This window comes from Paenibacillus sp. sgz302190, assembly GCF_059820445.1.
In genome coordinates, this window is sequence record NZ_JBZYAO010000001.1 from 449162 (window position 1) to 470801 (window position 21640).

Sequence of the window (21640 nt, forward strand, 5' to 3'; positions counted from 1 at the left end):
GATCGCGATGCAGCCGTCCAGCAAAGTTGCGATGGATCGCAAATCATTCGAAATTCTGAAACGAACGATTCGAAATGTGGTTGTTCCGCATCGCAAGAGAAAGATGGATTCCGGTTATAAAACAGTGATGCCGGAGGTTATTGCCGTTAAACTGACCAATCGCTGCAATCTCAGATGCAAGCACTGCTATCAATGGAACGACTCGGGATATCATCACGATATGGAACGCGATGAGCAGAATCTGGATATGGACGTCGATATATTTCGCAGCTTGCTGGAGGAAACCCGCGAGACCAAGTCGAGGCTGTATCTATGGGGTGGCGAACCTTTGTTTCATCGCAAGATTTCGGACATTCTTAAGCTTCTGGAGGAGGACCCCCGGGAAACAACCATATGTACCAACGCCTACCTGATCGATCAATACGAAGAAAGCTTATGCCGAATTTCGCCCAATCTCGAATTACTTATCGCGATTGAGGGCTTTGAGAAAGAGCACGATCTGCTTCGCGGAAAAGGATCGTTCAAAAAAGTAATGAATCAGATCGATCGTCTAATCGCTCTTCGTGAACAAGGTCTGTTTCATGGAAAAATCTCGGTTCACTCGGTGATCAACGACAGTATGATCGGAAGAATGTACGATTTGATGGCGTTCTTTGAGCGTAAGGGAATCGACCTTGTACTTCTCTGTTTCCCCTGGTACATTTCGCAGGAAACGACAAGCGAGATGGATATCTTTTTCCGGGATCACTTTGACTGGTTGAAGCAGCTTGAGGAGAACCGGCGAAGCAGCTGGCATGCTTTCAAATATCATATGAAGCCGGAGAACATAGGAAGATTAATGGATGATTTAAAACGGATCAACGATAGAATATGGCATACCCGCATCCGCTATCAGCCTGGACTCGACTTTGACGAGATCGAAGCGTTTATCGGCGGCGATGCCATGACTTCACGATGCGCCACGACTTGCTTGGCTCTCAGTACAAGAGCCGACATTATGCCTAACGGTAACGTGAGCGCCTGTAAATTTTTCTCGGAGTTCTCCGTCGGCAATCTGCATGAACAATCGCTTAATGATATCTGGAACTCAGAGGCCTATGATAAAATCAGGCGAACACTGGGAGAACAGCTATCCCCGGCTTGTTCCAAATGCAATGTGCTTTACTTGCATGGCTCTGCAGCATCGCTTGCACACATATGATCGGCATCAGTGAAAGGAGAACAACGCAATGAAGACGGTTATTCTATGCGGAGGCTTGGGAACTCGATTTGCCGAGGAGACGAATAGCCGGCCCAAACCGATGATTGAAATTGGCGGTATACCGATTCTGTGCCACATTTTTCAGATTTATCGCTCTTTCGGATTCAATGATTTTATGTTGACTCTTGGTTATAGAGCCGACTATTTTCAAGCTTTCTTCGCCGCCGGCGAGAAGAAGGCAAGGCATAGTCTAAATGAAGCGAAGATAGAACTGGTCGACACGGGAAGCGATACCATGACGGGTGGCCGTTTGGGAAGAGTAAGTCGCAGTATTGATAATCAGGCATTCATGGTCACATATGGCGACGGGTTGGGAAACATTGATATAAACGCTTTGTTGAGGTTTCATCGAAGTCATGGAAAACTTGCAACGGTGACGGCGGTTCGACCGAAAGCAAGATTTGGGATGATGCGGTGCGTAAACGGTGTTGTCACTTCTTTTCGTGAGAAAGTTCACGCGCAGGATGAATGGGTCAATGGCGGTTTTTTCGTGTTCGAACCGGAGGTCCTGAATTTCATCGATGGTGACGAGACAGAACTGGAGCGAGAAGTTCTTGAGAACTTAAGCGCGATGGGACAATTGATGGCTTACCGGCATGAGGGTTTCTGGGCCTGTATGGATACGATACATGACAAGCGCGAGCTTGAAAGGCTTTGGGAGAGAGGTGAGGCTCCATGGAAGGTATGAAAGGACTGCTATCCGAGCAACAGAAGCATGTACAAAGCCTACCTTGGGAAAATGAAGTGATCCGAGAAGATATGATCTATATGCTGAAAAAGTTCGGCAAGCCGGAAAGGTTTGCGAAAAAAACGATTGTCATTACCGGTGGCGGCGGATTTATCGGATATTATCTGACTCTGTTCTTGCTGTATCTATCAAATAATGCCGATCCGATTCATCAAATCTATATACTTGACAGCTTTACAAGAGGGAAGCCGAAATGGCTGCTCGATTTAGAGAATGGGGGATGGCCACCGTTAAAAGTCTGTGATTTTGATGTGACGAAAGATTCATTCGAGCCATACGTAAAGGAAGCGGATTTTCTCTTTCATTTGGCTTCCATTGCTTCTCCAACTCATTACCGGCGCTTCCCCCTGGAGACGCTGGAGGCGAATGTGATCGGACTCAAACGGCTGTTCGATGAGTGCCGTTCGGGAAATCCTGAAGGCATTTTATTTTTCTCCAGCAGCGAGGTGTACGGGAACCCCGATTCCAATGCCATCCCAACGCCGGAGACTTATAACGGCAATGTACCCACTACCGGACCCAGGGCTTGCTACGATGAATCCAAGCGGCTTGGCGAGACATTGTGCTATATCTACCATGAGCTGTACCGGCTGCCGATTCGGATCGTACGGCCTTTTAATAATTTCGGTCCCGGTTTGGATTTGAATGACCGACGAATCACTTCCGATTTTGCAAAAGCTATAGTTAAAGGTACGGATATTGAAATTTACTCAAGCGGTTTGCCGACACGTACTTATTTATATATTGCGGATGCGATAGTCGGATATTTGCTTGTATTGACTCATGACCGTTTTGATATTTTTAATATCGGTTCGGACGCACCGGAAATCAGCGTGTCGGATACGGCAGCTTTGTTTGCAGAATGCGCCCGCGAGCTAACCGGAAAAAGGACATCGATCCTTTATTGCAGTCCGGAGGATTATAACTATTTGACCCATAATCCCGAGAGGCGTTGCCCGAATATTCAGAAAGCGAAACAACTGCTCGGATTTCAGCCGGAAATCGGGTTGAAAGAAGGGATTCGACGATATTTAACTTTTAACGGGGTGAAGGCATGAAAAAGCCTGCAGATGTGGCGGTAATCGGTCTCGGATTTGTCGGATTAACCGCTGCGCTCGGATTTGCGGAAAAAGGCATGCGCGTTTGGGGATTTGATCAGGACGCGGCCAAACGTGCGTGCTATCGTTCAGGTCAGGTACCTTTTTACGAACCAGGTTTGGAAAAAGCGCTGCAACGTCAGCTTGATCAGAAATTTTTTGTGCAAGAAACGCTTAAGCAAGCAGTCGACCATGCCGAGTTGATATTTCTTTGTGTCGGAACTCCCGCCGATGAGAGCGGACAACTGAATCTATCAAGTCTCAATCGAGCACTACTTAATATTCTTCATTGCCTGCACAGGGACAAGTTTTATGGAATTGTCGTGAAATCAACCGTTCCTCCGGGCACAATGCGAGACTTATTGATTCCAACCATACATGCTGAAGGATTTGAGCTCGGGAAGCAGGTCGGTTTGGCGTACAATCCCGAGTTTCTAAGGGAGGGCAGTGCATGGAACGATTTCATGTTTCCTGATCGTATAGTGGCGGGTGAAGCCGACGATACAATCGGATCGTTGCTTGAAGAGGCATACAGGCCATTTAAAGCGTCCTATTGTCGCGTTTCGCCAACAACTGCAGAATTTGTGAAGTTCGCTTCAAACACGCTGCTTGCCACCATGATCAGCTACGCAAATGAAGCGGCGATGATCGCGGAGCAAATTGGCGATATTGAGGTGCCTGCCGCATTTAACCTGCTTCATATGGATCGCAGGTGGTCCGGATTCCCGGCAGGCATGAGCAAATACGTATACCCCGGCTGCGGATTCGGCGGATATTGTTTGCCTAAAGATACCATGGCCTTCAAGCGAGTAGCGGAAGAGTATGGATACAATCCCAAGCTGCTGAACGCTGTGATAGATATTAATCATGATATCATGGAGAGGTTCGTCGAACGGATTCTGGCCGGTATAGGCGATCGCGACAAGCAAATCGGTATTCTAGGTCTTGCCTTCAAGCCCGGAAGCGATGATGTTCGACATTCGCCTTCGGCTCGCATGATTCAATTGCTTCTGTCTCATGGTTGTGTCAACATTGCCGCTTATGACCCCTTTGCCATGAAATCTTTTTCCGAACAGTATTCATTTCCTATTAGGATGATGGATTCATTGGAGGAGATCGCAATTTCAAGCGATATTCTTGTGGTTGCAACAGCATGGGAAGAGTTTCGCGCCATCCATGACTTATTTCAAAAAGAACGTCTGATCGATGCGCGATATATGTTAGCGGGTCGCGGAAACTGTATAGAAGAGAAACAAGCGGTAAAATTCTCGTAAGGATGCGCGTAGTTATTACGGTTTGATTACCGCCGATCAATAAATGGCATATGGATTGGGAGGAGAAATATCGATTAATCGTCGATTTGTGGTATAACATACAAATAGTCCCCTTTTATAGGGACTATTTGACATTTCTATTATATGCGAATCATATTCAAGGTTGCAGGATGACATCAAACGACGACGATATACCATTAGGCGCTATAACTTTTACCCGGAAGCTTGAAATAGGGGTCCCTCCATTGGAGTTATACTTAATAAATCCTCTCAGCGGATCAATGCTCACAGAATCAGGTGTTCCGGCAACAGGAGAACCGTAGGTGATCTTGTCTATTGCGAACATAAGATTCAACAGATCATTACCGTTCTGGCTTGTGCCGGTTGCGCCGGGATCTTGGACCAACCAATTGTCGGTCGGATTCCATTCTTCGTCCAGCGACCCAGGAGCGTGAAATGCTTTAACAGTATCAAAATATTGATCCGTAACGGTGATTTTGTTCGCAAGTTTAGCATCCCATACATATAAGCCGGTGCTCAAATCCGATCTGGAAATATTGAATATTCTTGATTTATCGAGAACAATTGAAGACACTGCCGGCGCTTCGTTTTTAACTTGAATATCGAAAGCCGCTGTGCGTCCTTCACCTTTAGCATCTGTGAAAGATACGCGAATCGTGGCTTTTCCTTCTTTTAGACCGACCAAATACCAACGCCCGTTACTTGCTTTGGCGACTTGAGCCACAGAGGGGTTGCTCGATGCTCCGCTATTAATCGTCCACGTATTCGTTGAAACTTGTTGCGAATAATCCCCTTTATAAGCGATAATATTCAATTCTTTAGCGAATTGTAAGTAATGATTTAAAACATAAGTCGCATCGGTTACCGAATCTCCTAAATAATCTTTGGCGGCAAGAACCGTTGATAAATAATTATAAGGTAACGGAACAGGAATATAACCGAGATTCCCGCCCATGAAATCCGATGATAACTTCGGATCAAAGGCTTCTTCGACAGAACTAAGAGAATTAATCTCTTGGTTGGTTCCCGATTTATACAATACGGCTTTAAAAGTAAAGCTGGATTCACCCGAATCTCCGGTATAGAAGCGGAACCCTTTATCGAAAACAGTATGAATGTCAAAATCATGATACACTTCGTTTGCTACGGTTCCAATCGGTCCGAATGCAGCCCCCATACTTTGGGGAAACGCTTGAAACACATATTTCCGATTCTGATAGGGAGCATTTGCGCTTGCGTCTTTTTCGTTACTGGCTAAAAAAGTGCCGAATGCATTTCCGCTGTTAAATTTGAAAGACATCCGAACATAATAATTACGGGCGTCATCATACTTCATTTCACTGCCATATTGATCGTATACTTTTAGTTTGAGATCCGTAGCCCAGTAAGGCATTAAATATTTGTACGGCTGCGGTTGCGAAGAAAACTTGATGGAATCCGCACGGCGCTCATCGCCAATCGTTGTTGTGAACTGTGCTTTTACGTCAGGCTTGTCTTTCAAGAAAACCGTAATGATCGCCGGGCCTTTCGAAACGACGGATTTAATAGCGATTTGGCCTCGGTTGATTCCGCTTGTAGCAATTGAATTGGCAGCTTTCAATGGATCGTCCTCAAGCAAGATGCCGCCGGTTCCAAGGATCATAAATTTATCGGCGTTATTGATGATATCATCTGCAGATAGAGGATTTCCCTGCCAGTCCTTAACGACAAGCGGCACAAATAAATTGGCATCCGCGGTATCATCATTTCTTTCTTTATCACCGACTGCCAGGTTATGCTTATATTCTCCAAACTCAATCATGGCAGGAACACTAGCGGTCTTAACATGGATCTGTTTTGAAACGGATTGACCGGAATAGTTCGCGTAGACAGTGAGAGAAATATCTTTCTCTTTATCGGCGACGGAAGTAAGCTTGACATCCGGGGCATCATCGCCTGCAACGTTGTCAACGAATGCATTCGAGTTATCATCACCCTTCTGCAGATCCGGATCTGCAATGACCACAGATACTCCTTGATTTAAAATGTCTTTATCCGTTATTCGAAGACCGTATTGATCATACGTTTTGACTTCCAAATAGGCCGACGATTTTGCTGCGATGTTATCCAGCTTTACCCCGGACGCATTCTTGATCTCGCCAACCTCCACCTTGCTGGCCAGAGGCTGTAAACCTACCGTAAATGTTTTTGATAGTGTAATTCCGCTATTTCGATCCGATATGATGATAGAAATTCCGTCATTTGTTTTAACGCCGGTGTTTTCGGTGATAGAGATAGCTTGTTCGCCTGATACTGTGGTAAAGTCAGCATTGTTTACGAAAATACTAAAACTGCTTGCAGGGATCGAAGCTTTTTTACCATACTGGTTTGTAGCTTTGAAATCGACTCGCGCTTTTTGACCTGAGGCGAGTAGAGGCAGGTGGTCGTCAGCCGACAAGAACTCGATTTTCGAGATGCGTTCCTCTGTCGTGTCTACTTTGGCAATACGGGTCGTTTCATCGATGTTCGGAAGCCCTCCCAAACGAATCGCCCACGAAGCGCTGTCGAAGTTTTGATCAAATAACAGAGTTGCGCCGGTTTTATCGTCGTTCCAGGTAACTTTGAAGCCGCTTTTTTGCTCAGTTCCATTTTTATAAACGGATAAGGTAACCGCGTCGGTGTCGGTAACAGCACCATTTAAGGATAGCGTTAAAGCGTTTGCATCCGTTGCTTGTAAGGATGTAATTCCATATGAGCCGACGAAAGCTTTCTTGAAATGTTTCGTTTCATATGCAGCGAGCACCAGGTCTTTGCGGGTAGCTGCCGTTCCGCCTTCAAAACGGCCGTTGTCCTGATTCGTCATTAACTTTTCTTGTAAAGCTAAAGCCACATAACCTCTAGCCCAATGAGAGACGGTTGGGTCGTCTGCAAGACCGCTTGCCGACTCCGCTGCCTTCTCCTGCCCAAGGCCGCGAATCAGAAAAGCCGCCAATTGTTCTTTGGTAACAACACCTCCAGGGTTAAACTGACCCGGTGCATATCCCTGTGTAATGCCTGCTTTTACAATCGCTTCAATATACGGTAGTGCATACCCATTTGAAGGGTCGTCCTTCTGTACGTCCGTGAAGTTGGAGATGGATAATTTTGTATCCGCTTTCAATTTGAAAATGAAAGAAGCGACTTTAGCGAATTGAGCACGATTCATGTTCTCGGCGACGCCAAATTTTCCATTTTCTAATCCTTCAAAAATACCCTCAGCAATCATTTCCGAAAACTTTGCTTTGGTTGTCGGGTCTAATCCTTGGAGGTCGCTAAAGTTATCAGCCGCTGATGTCTTATTTGTTTGAACATCATCTGCAAGAACAGGCGAATAGGAAGCAAGCAGTAAGATGGAAGCGGCCAATCCGGAATATTGCTGTTTAAATCGTTTCATTGTTCACTCTCCTGTAATGACTATTGTACTTTGTGTCCCCCCGTTACATGTGCAAAACAGCTTTACTCCTTTCCATAACGAATTGGTGAAGGCAACGAAAATGCGCGTGGTACAAAACAAAACGCATCTTCGTTTTCAATAAAATTATACAGAGCGAGAAGAGTGTCAGAAATAGTGCAAAACAAAGGTGGAATATCTCGATATTAACATTAGGCTTCATTCGCCATGAATTGAAAGAGGAGGATAAACGGAATCGCGGCGCCGTGACTTGCTGATAACGGGAGGAGGGGAGGTGCATAAAACGAGTTCTTAGCGATTATCCCCAGCTTGTCCGACCCATTCCTCCAGTTGACGGAACGTTGTTTGTTCCAAATCAATTGTCTGAAGCATGTGGGTCGTAAGCCGGATACGGGACTGCAGCTTATTGCCGGATAGGGCGATCTTGATCCATAGCAGTCGAATTTTATCCCAGCGATCGGCTGCCTGCAGCATCTGATGAGCCAGATGGAGCAGTTGGGATTGGCCGCAAACATCATGCAGATGTAAGAGAAAAGCTGCATATCGTCTACGGTACAGCGGAAATTTCATCAAAATAAATTGATCCGGAAATGTTGAGCAGCTAGCGGGCAGGCCCTGTTCCTTATAGAGATTAGTAAACTCACATAAATCATAAAACGATTGACGCAATCGCATCAGATCTTCCTCGTTGCATAACGATTCCTTGAGAATCGCAAACACATCTTGGGCTGAAGAAGAACGCGGGGTTAATTCGAATACAGCATAGCCACGGCAGATTTCCTGAAATAGATTCCAGGAGAAAGGTTCGCAATGCCCCTTATAAAACGCATCCATCAGGGTGAGTTCATTCTTCACGTTATCATAGCCAAGCACAAGGCAAGAATGAAGCACGTGCATTTGCCGATAGATCTCCGTCCACGGACAATGATAGGCATCGATTTCTACCAGCAGGGGCATGCCAGCGGCCAGTTGCCGCTTAATAAGATTCAGTAATTGGCGTTCGTCTTTTTCATCAGCGGGTCTGTTGAAAAATCGAACCCGAATGCCGTGATAGGCGGCTAAGTAATCAAGACTCGGCTTAGGAAATTCGACTCGTTCAAGGAGCGATGTTGTCGGAGCTTCCCGCCGCAGCGAAAAGCTCCAAACATTAGCATACATACAATGGTTTCCGCGTCCCAGCCACTTGGCAACAGATGCGATTGCATCATCGATACAGCTTGGGAATTTATCCGTTTTCGGGACGCTCTTGACCGGCAGAATCACAAGCATACCAGGAATCCTCCTTTTTTGATTATCGGTCGCTTAAAGGAGGATCCTGGTCAAGCCAGTTCCATTCATTGTTTTCAATGAAGATTGCAGTGGAAAGCTCCGGAGGGAAGCCGGGATTCCGGAAACCAAACAGCATCGCGGCAAAGCCTTTGCACTTATCCGCTGTCGGATTGCTCAGAAGATCGCCTGCGAGTCGGATGAAGTTGTCCGGTTTTTCGGGCGCGTTTTCGACAGCCGTCATTAAAGACTTGTGGCATGGGAATAACATGCGATTGTGAGCAAGAATGATTCGGCCGCCAAACAACACAAGATTGCTTGCAGAATGGGCGAGCAAGTAGGGGCTGCTCTTTTTTACCGCTTCATCGGCAAAGTAAAAGCCATACAAAAAGATTTGCGCAAAAAAGTCCTTGATATTTTTATCCCGATTAGCCTCTGGAAAAACCGGTATTTTGGCGAGAAGCGAATCCAGGTCCGGAATACGTGAAAACCATGCCCTGGATCCGATAAAAGAAGCACGGGTCGGTTCGCTGCCGCGTTCGGCTGCCAGCTCCAGGAAGCGAAGATTGATTATTTTGCCGTCAATGTATCCCCCGGGATAATCGCATATTTCTTTCTCATGATTGATATACGAAAGGTTATAAGTCTTTTTTCGTTCGTCGTATGATTCATCGGTCACAACCAAGTAAACGTCAACGTCCGATGTTTCTTTCGCTTTTCCTTGCGCGACGGAACCCGCAGTAATTACGGCCAGTATCGTAGGATCCTGCCGCAGCGTATCAACCAGATTATTTAAAGCACGTTTATGATGCTCGTACATCGAAATTCCTCCCATTTCCTATGTTATGATTCTAAAGTAGCAAAAGGGTCGGCATTGCACTATGGTCAATTCTGCCATAAGCCAAGAGCTTCATGCTTCCATCAAAAAGGCTTGCTTTCCGGTATATGCCGCGAAAGCGAGCCTTTTTGCCGCTCTCCTTTACAAAAACTTTAACCCGATCACCGCGCCGTCGCCATTGCCGCTTGTTAGAATAGAGTCAAGACGGACGACGCTGGACACCCTTCCCTATACAACGATAATGACGAGAAAGAAGGAAGACGGCAATGAAAGTGATGATTGCGGAAGACGAAATTTTGGTGCGCCTCGGTTTAAAAAAATCGATTCCGTGGTCGACGCTTGGCATAGAACTTGTATGCGAGGCGAAAGACGGTGCTGAAGCTTACGAATTGTTCAAGCTGCATCTGCCCGACATCGTGCTGGTCGACATCGAGCTCCCCAAGATGGACGGGCTGAAGTTTATCCGTCTTGCAAAAGCGCATCGAAGCGGCACCCATTTTATCGTGCTGACCTGCCATCAGGACATGAAATATATGCGCGAAGCGATCCAACTGCAGGTAAGCGATTTTATTTTAAAATCGACGCTGGATATGAAAGAGCTGTGCGATATATTGCAAAATATTGCTTTGAAGCAGGCGCGCGACGTGCCAAAGGAACAGCCGAAAACGCCGGAGGCCGCCATTTTGCCCGACGAAGCCTTCTACCGGAACTGGCTTGGCGGATCGCTGCGCGATTCAGCGCGCATCCGGCAGCAGTTGGCGCGAACCGTCCCGGACGACGAATGTTTTATCGCTTGCGTCCTGCAGCTCGACGTCCGTTCGCACGTCCATATCCGGTTGTCGGAAGCGGATATTCGCGGCATGGGACAAAGGCTCGGGCGGCTGCTCGTTCAAGAGCATGGGGAGCACATTCTGGGCATTGTGGAAGAGACGCACTTGCACAGGTGGCATTTTATCGTGTCTGAACGGCTCGCAGCTGCGGACATGATCGCGTGGATGGATGCAGTGAAGGCCAACACCGGCATCGTGTTTTCGGTTGGCCGGAGTGCGCCGTTCGTTCACCCGCACGAATGGCAAACGCACGATCGCCGGGCGGCCGAACTGCTGCAGCACCAATATTATGATCCGGAAGGGGAGGGGCGCCTGTATGAAGGGGCGATTTCCCTTGGCGAAGCGCTGCCCGAGCCGGTGTCTCATGCGAGAAGGGAGCTGTACGAAAGGATCGGTTCGCTGCAGTTTGCCGAAGCCAAGCTCAAGGTGTACGAGCTGAAGGAGGCGCTGCTCCTTGCCCACCGGCTGCATCCCCACATCGTCAAAAACATGTTTACGGAATTTTTGTTTCGCATGTGGTCTGCGTGTGAGGAACTGGCAGCTGGAAAATCGATAGCCGATCATCGCCTGGTCGATCAAATGTATGCGACGCAGAAGCTCGATCAAACCGCCTCACTGCTGCTCGCCGATATGGAAAGAGCCGAACGCCAACTGGAGTTGACGAATTCGGTCGACGACAAAACGAAAATTATCGTGCTGATCAAGCAATATATTAAAAACCATTTACAGCAGGAAATATCGCTTCAGGAGGTCGCCGACACCTTCCATCTCAACAGTTCGTATTTAAGCCGGCTGTTCCGCGAAGTAAGCCAAATGAGCTTTACCGAATTCGTTTTGTTCGAAAAAACGGAGCTTGCCATTGTTATGATGCGTAACGGCAAAAGCTTGACGGAAATTTCCGAGAAGCTCGGCTATTTGAATTTAAGCTCGTTCACCCGCATGTTCAAGAAGGTGCGCGGCGCTTCGCCGTCGCTGTTCCTCGGCCGAACGACGAAGCATGATAAATGAAAAGCGGCGAACGATCAAATCGGGGCCGTTTTTTTACAATTCGTTCATGAAGCAAGCCTGCCGCCATCCGGCAAATGCCGCATAAAGAGATAAGCGATCGGTCACTTCCTGTCATTTCCCGCCGGCGGCCTCCCGCCTATAATTTGAACTAGCAATTGATCAACCACATAATGAGGAGGAGTTCAAATGAGTGTCGGCATCATTGCCATGCGCGTTATGCGGGTATGGCTTGCTGCAATCATCGTTTTTGTCACGATTGTCCCCGGTATGAACACATATGCCGCCGGGCCTGTTTCTGCATCCCCGCCCGATCTTGAAGGGCATTGGGCTAAGGAAACGATGGAGCGCTGGCTGCGCAACGACCTGCTTCAAGGTTATCCGGACGGCAAGGCGGAGCCGGACCGGACAGTCACCCGCGCAGAATGGATGGCGCTTGCCAACCGCGCGTTCGGCTTCAGCGCAGCGGGCGAGATCGGCTTCCCGGACATCGCGGCGCCCGACTGGGCTTACCCGGAGGTGCAAAAAGCGGTCAAGGCCGGTTACGTGACCGGCTATGAGGACGGCACGATTCGCGTTGACGGCAGCGTCAGCCGCGAGGAAGCGGCGGTTATGCTCGCGCGGATGTTGAATCTGAACGTGAACGCGGCCGCAGGCGGCGCGGACAAGTTCATAGATGCGAAGAAGATCGCGGGCTGGAGCCAGCCGTCGGTTGCGGCGCTCGCTGCAAGCAAGCTGATTGCCGGTTATGCCGACGGCAGCTTCAAACCGCAGGCGAAGCTGACCCGCGCAGAGGCGGTCATGCTGCTGGATGCAGCGATGGCAGCCGCCAAACCGACGGACAAGCCGGCCCAAACTGTGTACGACCAACCGGGCGTATACGGGGATGCCGATCGGGTCACGGTCGTCAGCGGCGACGTGACAGTTCGATCGGCAGGCGTTACGCTGCGCAATATGCGGATCACCGGGAAATTGATTCTTGCCGGGGAGATCGGCGAAGGCGACGTCCATATGAGCCGGCTGACCGTTCAGGGCGATACGATCGTGTTGGGCGGCGGCGCGAACAGCGTTCATTTCGCGGACTGCACGCTCGCGAAGCTGATCGTTCGCAAAGGCAAGAGCAGCGTGCGAGTTGTCGTTGAAGGATCGACAGGCGTGGCGAACGCCAGCGTCGAATCCCCGGCCACGCTGGAGGAAGCTGCGAACTTGACCGGAAGCGGGTTCGCGGACGTAAGCATCGGCGGCGGCGGGCAAGTGGCCGAAGACGCGGCTGTGAAGCTGATCGGGCGATTCGACAGCGTATCCGTTGCTGCGGCGCATATTTCCGTTCAATTGGCGAACGGATCGGCAGCCCGGCTCACGGTCGAGAAGCAAGCGGAGGGGGTTACGCTGACGGTGGCGGCTGACGCCAGCATCGCCAAGCTGATCCTCGACTCGCTGGCGAAAGTGCTTGGCCAAGGCTCCATCGACGAAGCGACGTTAAGCGAGCTTGCGAAGAACACGACGTTCGAGAAGCAGCCGCGCAAAGTGACCGGAGGTTCCGGCAGCGGCAATGGCGGCGGGAGCAGCACCGGCAACGGTGGTAATGGCAATGGAGGCAACAATGGCGGGAACAACGGCGGCAATCCGCCGACAGATCCTGCTCCCGCGCTTGTGTTTCCGGTCATGAGCGATACGCATGTCGGCATCGAGGATGTTTCCCAGGACGCGGCGGCCAAATTCAAGCAAGCGCTGGAAGTGTACAACACGCTCGCCCAATATGATGCCGTCGTCGTTAACGGCGATTTCGTGGACAGCGGGAAAGTGGAGCAGTACGACGAGGCCATGGCCATTCTTCAAGCCAATAAAGAAAAAGCGGCTAAATCGATCCTCGTTCCCGGCAACCATGAATATTACGCCAGCAAAGAATTCGGCGGCGACAAGTATAAAGCGGCGGAACGGTTTTATGACAAAACCGGCATGAATACAGCCGGATACAACGTGGAAGCCGTAGATCGCAATACCGAAAACGCGGGCGTATTTTTCGATACTTGGGTCAAGGGATACCATTTCATCGTGATGGATCATGACCGCAGCACCATGTCCGACGCCAAGTACAAGTGGCTGGAGGAGAAAATCGGCACGGATGAGCAAGGGAAAGCGGCGGACCCGACCAAACCGGTGTTTGTTTTCACCCATTATCCGTATCGAAACACGACTTACGGCAGCGAAGGCGCCGGCTGGAAAAACCCGGCCGAGTACGCCAAATTCAAAACGATCATGGCGAAGCATCCGAATGCGATGATGTTTACGGGACATACGCACTATACGCTGGAGCACCCCAATACGATTAACGCAAACGACGGATTCATCCGCGTGGGCGACGGAGCGACCTCTTTCGTACAAGCGTACGGATACAGCAATGACAGCGATATTTATTTGGACAAGAAGCTATCGCAAGGATTGCTTGTCAAAGTGTACGGCGACAAGGTTGTTATCGAACGAAGAGAGCTCGACCGGCAAGGCGCGATCATCGGAGAGCCTTACAAGATCGATTTGGAAAATCCGGTAGCTTCGGCCAAAGCCTATTCGGCAGATAGCCGGAATCCCGAATTCGCGGCAGGGTCCAAGCTGACGGTATCTTCCGTCACCGCAGTATCCGCCTTGCTCGAATGGCCTAAAGCTCTGGACGATACGCGCGTGGATCATTACGAAATATACGCGAACGACAAGCTGATCGGCGCGCCGTTAGTGATCTCGCCGTTCGTCGAGGTTTCCGCTCATACTTTTGCGGCTAAAGGTTTAACGCCGGATACGGAGTACAGCGTGTCGATCCGAGCCGTCGACGCCTTCGGCAAACCGTCGCAGCCGATCTCCGCGGCTTTCCGGACTGCAGCGGCTCCGGCCGGATACGACCCGCGGCAGGCGGATATTTTGGACATGGATTTCACGAACGCAGCGGGCAATATCGTGAAGGACGGCTCCATCAACGGGAATGATGCCGTTCTTGAGCACAACGCCAAGGTGATGCAGGATGCCAAATTTGGCAAGCAAGCGCTGGTCCTTGACGGGGCGGGAAGCCGCGGACTGCCGAGCTCGGTCGCACGGGTGAAATATAACAGCAGCCTGTTCAAGCAGGACGCGATGACGATGGAAGCGGCTTTCTATATTTCGCCGGACAGCGATTTGTCGAAGGATGAGTACCATATTCTCGGCACCTACGAGAACGGCGGCTATTATCTCTATTACTCCGCCAAAGACCAGAAGTTCGTGTTCGACACACAAAATTCGAGCGATCCGGCCGAATCGGACGTCATCGCGGACGTGAAGGGAAAAGTGTTTTATCTCACCGCCGTGTATGACGGAGATGCAGCAAACGGGTATGCCGGCGGCTCCATCAAGCTGTACGTGAACGGCGTTTTGGCCGGCAGCAACAAAACGAGCGGTGTGCTCCCGATCAACGAAACGAACGATTTGATCCTCGGCGGCGACGTCGAAGGCTACGGCGATGTGATCCATCTGTTCGAAGGCGCGATCAACCGCGTCAAAATGTATTCGCGTGCACTGAGTGCCGAAGAAGTCGCCGAGAACTACGATCAATACCACGGGACGGTTAAAATCGTAGGCGGACACGACATCGTTCTGTTCAAGGACGAAATCGCCTGGATGGATGTCAAAACGCCGCTCGGCGCCGAGGCGAATTGGAGCATACCGCAGAACGGCGTCATCAAGGAAGACGACGACCACGGCAGCAGGCGCGCCGTCAAAGCGCTGGCTCCCGGCGTCGAGACCGTACGCGTGACCGCCGGCAACGAAAGCGACACAGCGAACGTGATCGTGGCCAACTACAACGTCAAGCTGACGCTGAACGCCGGCATCCATAATGCGGCTGACCTTGCCTCCATCATGGCACCGGGCAAAACGGCCACGAATTGGAGCTCGTTGTCGCCGGAAGTGGCGACGGTTGACGCGAATGGTACAGTAACTGCAAAGATGGTCGGCAATACTGTCGTTTCCGCAACCGTCGACGGCGTGACGGTAAGGACAAGGGTGATCGTAGATCCGGATCCGGCTAAGTTCGAACCTTTGGACCCTATCGATATTACAAAAAGGCCGACAACGGCGCAAAAGGTCAGTCCGGAAAATATTGCGCCTGCGGTCGTAAACACAGTGCTGCAAAAGATCGTGAGCAAGTATGCAAAAACAGATTCCGCACTGCCGCAGGAAGTGAAGGATTATATTAACGGTACCATCCAGGCGCCGACGGAACGATCGATCCCGGCATTAAACGGGGATCTTCCCGGGGAAATCCTTCCGGTTGATGCCGCAGACGTCAAGTTCAGCGTCACGGACGCCACCTATACGACATGGCTCGCCACAAATAAAGGCGTCGTACGCATCAACCTCGGCGAAACATATTCGCGCGACGTCATGCAATTGTTCGCGACGCACCGTTATTTGCCCGACGACGACGTTCAATTTATCGCTCCCGACGGCAATAACGGGATTTGGGCGGTAACGATCAGTGGCGTTTCCCATATCGAGATGATCGGGATGGGCTACGAGAAAAAAGCCCAGATCATGAGCGATAATCTGGAAGCCAATAACTTGCGCCGAGGTCCGGACGGCCAAATCGCCTTGCCGTTCCTCTCCGAAGGCAGCGGCACGCCGGGGAACCGCCGAGGGTATGAAACCGATAATGACGGGTTGTGGACGGCCGACGCCATCGCCGGCGAATTGTTCCGCACCGCAGTAGAGGAAACGAAAAATCCGAACAGCGTTCAGGCCCAACAGGCGCGCGCAAGGGCGACAAGATCCGTGGAAGCCGATCTATTGCTTATGTACGTCACTGGACGCGCGGGGCAGATCGAAGCCAAGGTCCGAATGCTGCCGTACAGCACGATGGATGTCGGTTCGATGAGCTACTCCTATCTAAAAGCCGGGGGTCGCAAAAATAATCCGGACGATTATGTGTACTCGGGGCCGGCGGCGACTGAAAAACGGACGATCCAGGGCTTTATGAGCCGGACGATGGGCATCGATAAAGCGGGCTTCGACAAGCATGACAGCTGGAACGGCATCTTTTATAAAAAAGGTTTGACGGTGGACGGCAAAAGCTATTCCTACAATACGACCGATTCGTTCGCGGACCCAACTAATACGGGGAACGATGACGTCCGGAAAAAAGGCTGGGGCGAATTTGCGGGATCGGTCGTCAATTCCGCAAGCGACATTCCCGCCAGGCTTTCCAAGCTGTTTACCGATCTCGGCGCAACCGAGAAGGACTTGTATTACAAAGGCGATACAAGCGCCGACGAAATTCTCGGGCATATGTATTTGTACAAAATCGCTTACGATACGCTCTGCACCGGACCGAATGCGGATAACGAGCTGGGCCGGCTGATCGCGAATGCGGCGGGAGAGTTCGCGCGGCATATCATCAACAACGGCTACACGATTACCGATATTACCGGGCAGCCGACCGTACACGGCAAATACACCGGCGATGTGTTCGGCCGGACCGAAGACGCCGGTGAAGATACGGCGCTGCGGGCGGCGGAGCTGATGACCATCTTCAAGACGGCCGCGTACGTCACGGGCAACGATATGTTCCTTAACGAATACCGCAAGGTGGCAAGGGATTACATTTATCCGTCCGTATTTGAAAACGTGGATGCTTATAACGACGTAGTCGCCGGCATTAAAGGAACAGGACCGCTTGCAGGGGCCGTAGAACTTAAAGGCGTCAATATGCCTCCGCAAAACGGGGTTGCCCAAGGCTACATGCAGCGGCTCAACCAACGCTGGGCGAGCTACTATTATGCCAGCCGAAGGGATGGCGACCCGTCTCCGTTCACCTGGTACAATTATTCGGACGAACGGCAGGCGATGTTCACCTTCTACAATCTGATCGCGATTCCGGAGAAGGCGGGCGACGAAGACATCGCCGTCATGATCCGCGCCGGACTCGACAACTGGTATAAGTCCAACATGCAATATGAAGATGAGCCGCTGTGGGATTACATTTACCAGCTTGCTTATCCCGACCGGCGAGTCGTCGACCTGAACAAGGCGGCATGGGTGCTGAAACGGACGCCGATCGACCGGACAGATTATTACGTCAATCTTACCGGCCGCAAAGATATTTCGTGGTTCGTGACAAAAGCGATCGTCAATGCCGACGACGGGTACAACAACAAGACTTCCGGGGGCGGGCTGCTCACTGAGGCCGGCGTTCCAGCGGCCAACGGGATCGTATACGACCCGGCGACGGGGCAATACGTCAAGCAGGCGGTCAAAGAAGGCGACCTGTTCGTCGTAAGAACGAGAAGACAGGAAGGCCGGCATGTGCAAACGGCGATGAAAGGCGACCCGACAAGGAAAATCGCGGTTTCCCCTGACGAACGACCGCTCACGAGACCCGGCGACAGCATGTTCGCGATTGACGACGGCGGCAATGAAAACAACTGGGATTACGGGAACGCCTTTAATGCTCCGTATTGGATGGCGCGTTATTACGGCATGATTACCGCCGATCAATAAACGGCGATATGGATTGGGAGGAGAAAAATCGATAGCTGGAAATCGAACGCATTGAACGAAGTGGCCCGAGTTTTTTAGATCAGCCTTAGAAAAGCATCCGCCGTGAGGCGGATGCTTTAGGTTCACGAATCGAATCGATATTCTTGCGGTGTGCATCCATAGTGCTTTTAAAGATCTTGATGAAATGAGGCGGAGCCAGAAAGCCCAGCTTGGAGCTAATGTCGGAAATTTTGAGATCGGTGCTTTTGAGCAAATAGGCCGCTTTTTCCATGCGCAAAGCGTATAAATTCAGTCCAAAGCTTATCCTTTTATTTCTGAGTATCTTAGAATCCGTTTGTACATCGTTTTGTTCTTCAAAGTGTTAAAGATGCTCATATCAGGCTCTGTATTAATCTCCAAGACCCAGGGATACAATTTATAATCAATTGCTATATCAACTCCGAATGCTCGTTTACTTCTATAACTTTTACGAAGGACAGTGCTTGCATCTTTCCCTAATCTCTCAATTATTTGAATGTACTGTTTCCTTGATTCGTCATTCAGATGTGACTTGAGCAAGGTATCTATAGGTAAGGGAGTTCCACCAGAATGATAATTTGTTACTATTTTATTACGCTTCGATTGTCTCCCAATAATCCCAGTCACATCTAATATTCCTTTTTCATTCTTTTGTACCATAACTCTGATATCGAACGGACGATTATTGTGTTTTAACAATACAATTCCTTCTTGAACAATATATTTATCTCTAATTAGATTCCTTTGAATCGAATCAAATAAGACATTCAATGAGTTAAAATTACGAACATTCGATCCGGTGCGTAAAATAAAGTTATTTTTTTCCTTAGTTAATTTATATATCCCATGACCGCCTGTTCCCTCATCAGGTTTTAGGTAAACTGATCCATACAATCTCAGCATTATTTTAATGTTAGACAAAGTTGCTTTTCGAGTGTTTGGCAAGAATTTGCGTATCATTTTATATTTCTTCATGAAATTGTACTTTCCTAATTTACCCATTTTATATTTTACCTTTTTCACACGATCTTCCTCCTAAACTGATCATATTTCTCACCCAAGACCGATGCTTAAACTATTGCCGAGTATGTCGTCTTTGTTTTTTATTGATAAAACCAGTCTTATTCAAAAGATAACGTAATACCTTCATCTGGTACATTACTCGAACTGCTTTAGGTAAACTGCAGCTCGTCTCCACAGTGATGGAGTTTGATTTTAGTAAGCGATACGCAGCGGTACGGCCAGACCCAGGTAAAGAACGTATACGAATTGAAAATTGCCTTGATTTATTAGAAATAGAACGGTTCATATGATTTGTAAGGCGTCTAATTAATGGTATTGCTTCACTATTTGGATTCGTAAGCAATGTCTGCCCTAATACGCTTGGGTCTAATTTTGAGAAACCTCTGGCTTCGTGCAGATCAACGTACCATTCAGGTTGAAATTGCTTCGCCAACCGAAATAGCGCGGCCGTTAGCGGGTGATTTGCTGCAACGTTAGGTTTACGTGGGAAAGTCCGATTCAAATCGGGAGTACCTCTGATACGTTTCTTATAGGCGATCTGATTGACGATTGGAACGATAATCAACATTCCTTTGTCGATATGGAGGATGTTCTTCCGTAGTAAATCCACCAGTTTATTAGCCGCGAGTACGTTTGCTGTTTCATCCCCATGAATCCCCGCCGTTATCATTACTGTTTTTCTCACAGTGTTCCCCTTGATAATGTAATAAGGTGTTTCGAACTTAGTCCCTTTTGCTAAAAGAAGTTTCGATATTTGCATTGCAGTAGTCACCTCCCAGTTAGTGACTAATGTACGTTCCGATCTGTCCATACGAAACGGACATTAGCACAAACAGCAAACGCTCCATTAATACAAATATCTCTTCCAGCCGCGGCAGAAAAACTTATCATGATCCGGGCAAAAATGGATTGTCGAACGACACAAACATTGTCCTTTTAAAGTCGCATAAATTGCGGCTTTTTATAACAACGCGGGATCCATATCCAGATCGTGCAAAAGAAATAGGGCTTCCTTCGCAGCAGCGAAGAAATCCGTTTGGCGTGCGGAATACGAAAATTAAACATGTTGCCATAAGTTAGAATGTTTGATAACATGTTAACGATAACACATGGAATCATGGAGACTAATATGAATGTCAAGATGGCGGATGTAGCAAAAGCAGCGGGCGTTTCTCTTGCAACCGTCGGCAGGGTTCTGCACAATAACGGTTACGTGTCTGAAGAGAAACGCAAGGAGATCGAGCGGATCATCAAAGAGATGGGGTATATTCCGAACAAGATTGCACAGGGGCTGAAAAGCAGTCAAAGCAAAATCATTGGGCATTTGACGCTATTTAGCGCTAACATGCAGTTTATGGAGATCAGCTCTGCAATCAATGTTGCTGCCTCGAACAGCGGTTATCATGTGCTGACTCTTACGAGCCACAATGGCTTGGGTGAGGAAGAGCAACAGGTCAACGACTTGATCGGTCACCGTGTGGACGGAGCTATCATTACCTCGAATCGTGCCTTTTCAAAGGATTTAATCAACCGGTTGATCGAAAAAAATATACCCGTTGTGATGATTGAACGGACCTATGAAATGCCCTTGGTAGATCGAATTGTGGTTAATGATCGCGTCAGTTCGCAAAGCGCCGTTCGTCATATGGTGAATAAAGGACACCGACGTATCGCTTTTATCGGCGCCAAGCTGGGACATCAGGTTGAAGTGGACCGTTACCAGGGATACCTTGATGCTCTGAACGAGGCAGGAATAACGCCGCAAGAGGAGTGGATAAGGGTTAAGCCCGACTATTCTGTGGACGCCGGCCGGAAGGCAGCTAGCGATCTACTGGATGCGAAGCGTCCTCCGACGGCGATTTTTATGACCTCGGACATCTATGCTTGCGGCGTGATGCAAGTTTTGTATGAACGCGGTCTTCGCGTGCCGGACGACCTGTCGCTTATCGGATACGACAACACGCTGTCGGCCCTGCTCTCTCCACCGATTACATCGGTCGGACTACCGTTCAAAGAAATCGGTGATCATACTATGCAACTGCTTCTACGAAGAATGGAAGACACGAAAGCCTCATCCCGCACGATCGGAATAGACCCATTTCTGATGGATCGGCATACGGTGAGGGAATGGCATGGCGACTAGTCGGGCGTACGATGCAGGAACTTTGGAATTGATTCGCCTTCGGCATTCGATTTCGGGTCTTGTTTCGCCAATGTGGTAACGTTAACACATATCTCTTATGTGATGTGTTAACGATAACATAAATAACAGAGTCTTTATGAAGGTATCCCGGTTCGTTTTCCGGA

At 49.3% G+C, this 21640-nt stretch carries 12 protein-coding genes; 7 read left to right on the forward strand and 5 right to left on the reverse strand.

Annotation, left to right across the window (positions count from 1 at the left end; genetic code table 11):
* The first annotated feature begins 7 nt into the window (after positions 1–7).
* Genes AC6RNO_RS02035 through AC6RNO_RS02050 form a run of 4 tightly spaced genes read left to right on the forward strand, consistent with a single transcriptional unit; the run spans position 8 to position 4380 of the window.
* Positions 8–1201: a radical SAM protein gene (locus tag AC6RNO_RS02035; RefSeq protein ID WP_497104362.1), complete on the forward strand. Its 1194-nt coding sequence runs from the start codon at positions 8–10 to the stop codon at positions 1199–1201.
* 28 nt (positions 1202–1229) lie between these two features.
* The gene (locus AC6RNO_RS02040) at positions 1230–1949 is read left to right on the forward strand and encodes a sugar phosphate nucleotidyltransferase (protein WP_497104363.1); all 720 of its coding nucleotides are present in this window, start codon (positions 1230–1232) and stop codon (positions 1947–1949) included.
* Positions 1937–3067, forward strand: coding sequence for an NAD-dependent epimerase/dehydratase family protein (locus tag AC6RNO_RS02045; RefSeq protein WP_474680987.1), 1131 nt, complete (start codon positions 1937–1939; stop codon positions 3065–3067). The genes AC6RNO_RS02040 and AC6RNO_RS02045 overlap by 13 nt, the downstream gene beginning before the upstream one ends.
* Positions 3064–4380, forward strand: coding sequence for a nucleotide sugar dehydrogenase (locus tag AC6RNO_RS02050; RefSeq protein WP_497104364.1), 1317 nt, complete (start codon positions 3064–3066; stop codon positions 4378–4380). Before AC6RNO_RS02045 ends, AC6RNO_RS02050 begins: the two co-directional genes overlap by 4 nt.
* Positions 4381–4537: 157 nt before the next feature.
* Here AC6RNO_RS02050 and AC6RNO_RS02055 read toward each other — a convergent pair whose 3' ends face one another.
* From AC6RNO_RS02055 to AC6RNO_RS02065, 3 genes are all read right to left on the reverse strand, one after another.
* The gene (locus AC6RNO_RS02055; RefSeq protein ID WP_497104365.1) at positions 4538–7813 is read right to left on the reverse strand and encodes an S-layer homology domain-containing protein; all 3276 of its coding nucleotides are present in this window, start codon (positions 7811–7813) and stop codon (positions 4538–4540) included.
* A 309-nt stretch (positions 7814–8122) separates the two neighbouring features.
* Positions 8123–9100 carry a hypothetical protein gene (locus AC6RNO_RS02060; protein ID WP_497104366.1) on the reverse strand — a complete coding sequence of 326 codons (978 nt, stop codon included), beginning with the start codon at positions 9098–9100 and terminating at the stop codon, positions 8123–8125.
* Positions 9101–9122: 22 nt separating this feature from the next.
* Positions 9123–9917: a nucleotidyltransferase domain-containing protein gene (locus tag AC6RNO_RS02065; protein WP_497104367.1), complete on the reverse strand. Its 795-nt coding sequence runs from the start codon at positions 9915–9917 to the stop codon at positions 9123–9125.
* Between the two features lie 284 nt (positions 9918–10201).
* Here AC6RNO_RS02065 and AC6RNO_RS02070 point away from each other — a divergent pair, with 284 nt between their 5' ends.
* Together AC6RNO_RS02070 and AC6RNO_RS02075 are read left to right on the forward strand one after the other, a co-directional pair.
* The gene (locus AC6RNO_RS02070) at positions 10202–11773 is read left to right on the forward strand and encodes a response regulator (protein WP_497104368.1); all 1572 of its coding nucleotides are present in this window, start codon (positions 10202–10204) and stop codon (positions 11771–11773) included.
* 186 nt (positions 11774–11959) lie between these two features.
* Positions 11960–18292, forward strand: coding sequence for an S-layer homology domain-containing protein (locus tag AC6RNO_RS02075; protein ID WP_497104369.1), 6333 nt, complete (start codon positions 11960–11962; stop codon positions 18290–18292).
* A 300-nt stretch (positions 18293–18592) separates the two neighbouring features.
* Here the strand turns inward: AC6RNO_RS02075 and AC6RNO_RS02080 are convergent, their stop codons facing one another.
* Positions 18593–19333 (reverse strand): YheC/YheD family protein, encoded by a 741-nt coding sequence (locus tag AC6RNO_RS02080; protein ID WP_497104370.1) that lies wholly within the window; start codon positions 19331–19333, stop codon positions 18593–18595.
* Positions 19334–19385: 52 nt separating this feature from the next.
* On the reverse strand, positions 19386–20093 hold the full coding sequence (locus AC6RNO_RS02085) for a deacylase (protein WP_497104371.1): 708 nt from the start codon (positions 20091–20093) through the stop codon (positions 19386–19388).
* A 369-nt stretch (positions 20094–20462) separates the two neighbouring features.
* Between AC6RNO_RS02085 and AC6RNO_RS02090 the strand changes: the two genes are divergently transcribed.
* Positions 20463–21476, forward strand: coding sequence for a substrate-binding domain-containing protein (locus AC6RNO_RS02090; RefSeq protein WP_497104372.1), 1014 nt, complete (start codon positions 20463–20465; stop codon positions 21474–21476).
* The last annotated feature ends 164 nt before the right edge of the window (positions 21477–21640 follow it).

Excerpts from the sequence above, each read along its gene's own strand:
- AC6RNO_RS02035 (WP_497104362.1), top strand. The coding sequence starts at position 8 with ATGCAGCCGTCCAGCAAAGTTGCGATGGATCGCAAATCATTCGAAATT.
- AC6RNO_RS02040 (WP_497104363.1), top strand. The coding sequence starts at position 1,230 with ATGAAGACGGTTATTCTATGCGGAGGCTTGGGAACTCGATTTGCCGAG.
- AC6RNO_RS02045 (WP_474680987.1), top strand. The coding sequence starts at position 1,937 with ATGGAAGGTATGAAAGGACTGCTATCCGAGCAACAGAAGCATGTACAA.
- AC6RNO_RS02050 (WP_497104364.1), top strand. The coding sequence starts at position 3,064 with ATGAAAAAGCCTGCAGATGTGGCGGTAATCGGTCTCGGATTTGTCGGA.
- AC6RNO_RS02055 (WP_497104365.1), bottom strand. The coding sequence starts at position 7,813 with ATGAAACGATTTAAACAGCAATATTCCGGATTGGCCGCTTCCATCTTA.
- AC6RNO_RS02060 (WP_497104366.1), bottom strand. The coding sequence starts at position 9,100 with ATGCTTGTGATTCTGCCGGTCAAGAGCGTCCCGAAAACGGATAAATTC.
- AC6RNO_RS02065 (WP_497104367.1), bottom strand. The coding sequence starts at position 9,917 with ATGTACGAGCATCATAAACGTGCTTTAAATAATCTGGTTGATACGCTG.
- AC6RNO_RS02070 (WP_497104368.1), top strand. The coding sequence starts at position 10,202 with ATGAAAGTGATGATTGCGGAAGACGAAATTTTGGTGCGCCTCGGTTTA.
- AC6RNO_RS02075 (WP_497104369.1), top strand. The coding sequence starts at position 11,960 with ATGAGTGTCGGCATCATTGCCATGCGCGTTATGCGGGTATGGCTTGCT.
- AC6RNO_RS02085 (WP_497104371.1), bottom strand. The coding sequence starts at position 20,093 with ATGCAAATATCGAAACTTCTTTTAGCAAAAGGGACTAAGTTCGAAACA.
- AC6RNO_RS02090 (WP_497104372.1), top strand. The coding sequence starts at position 20,463 with ATGAATGTCAAGATGGCGGATGTAGCAAAAGCAGCGGGCGTTTCTCTT.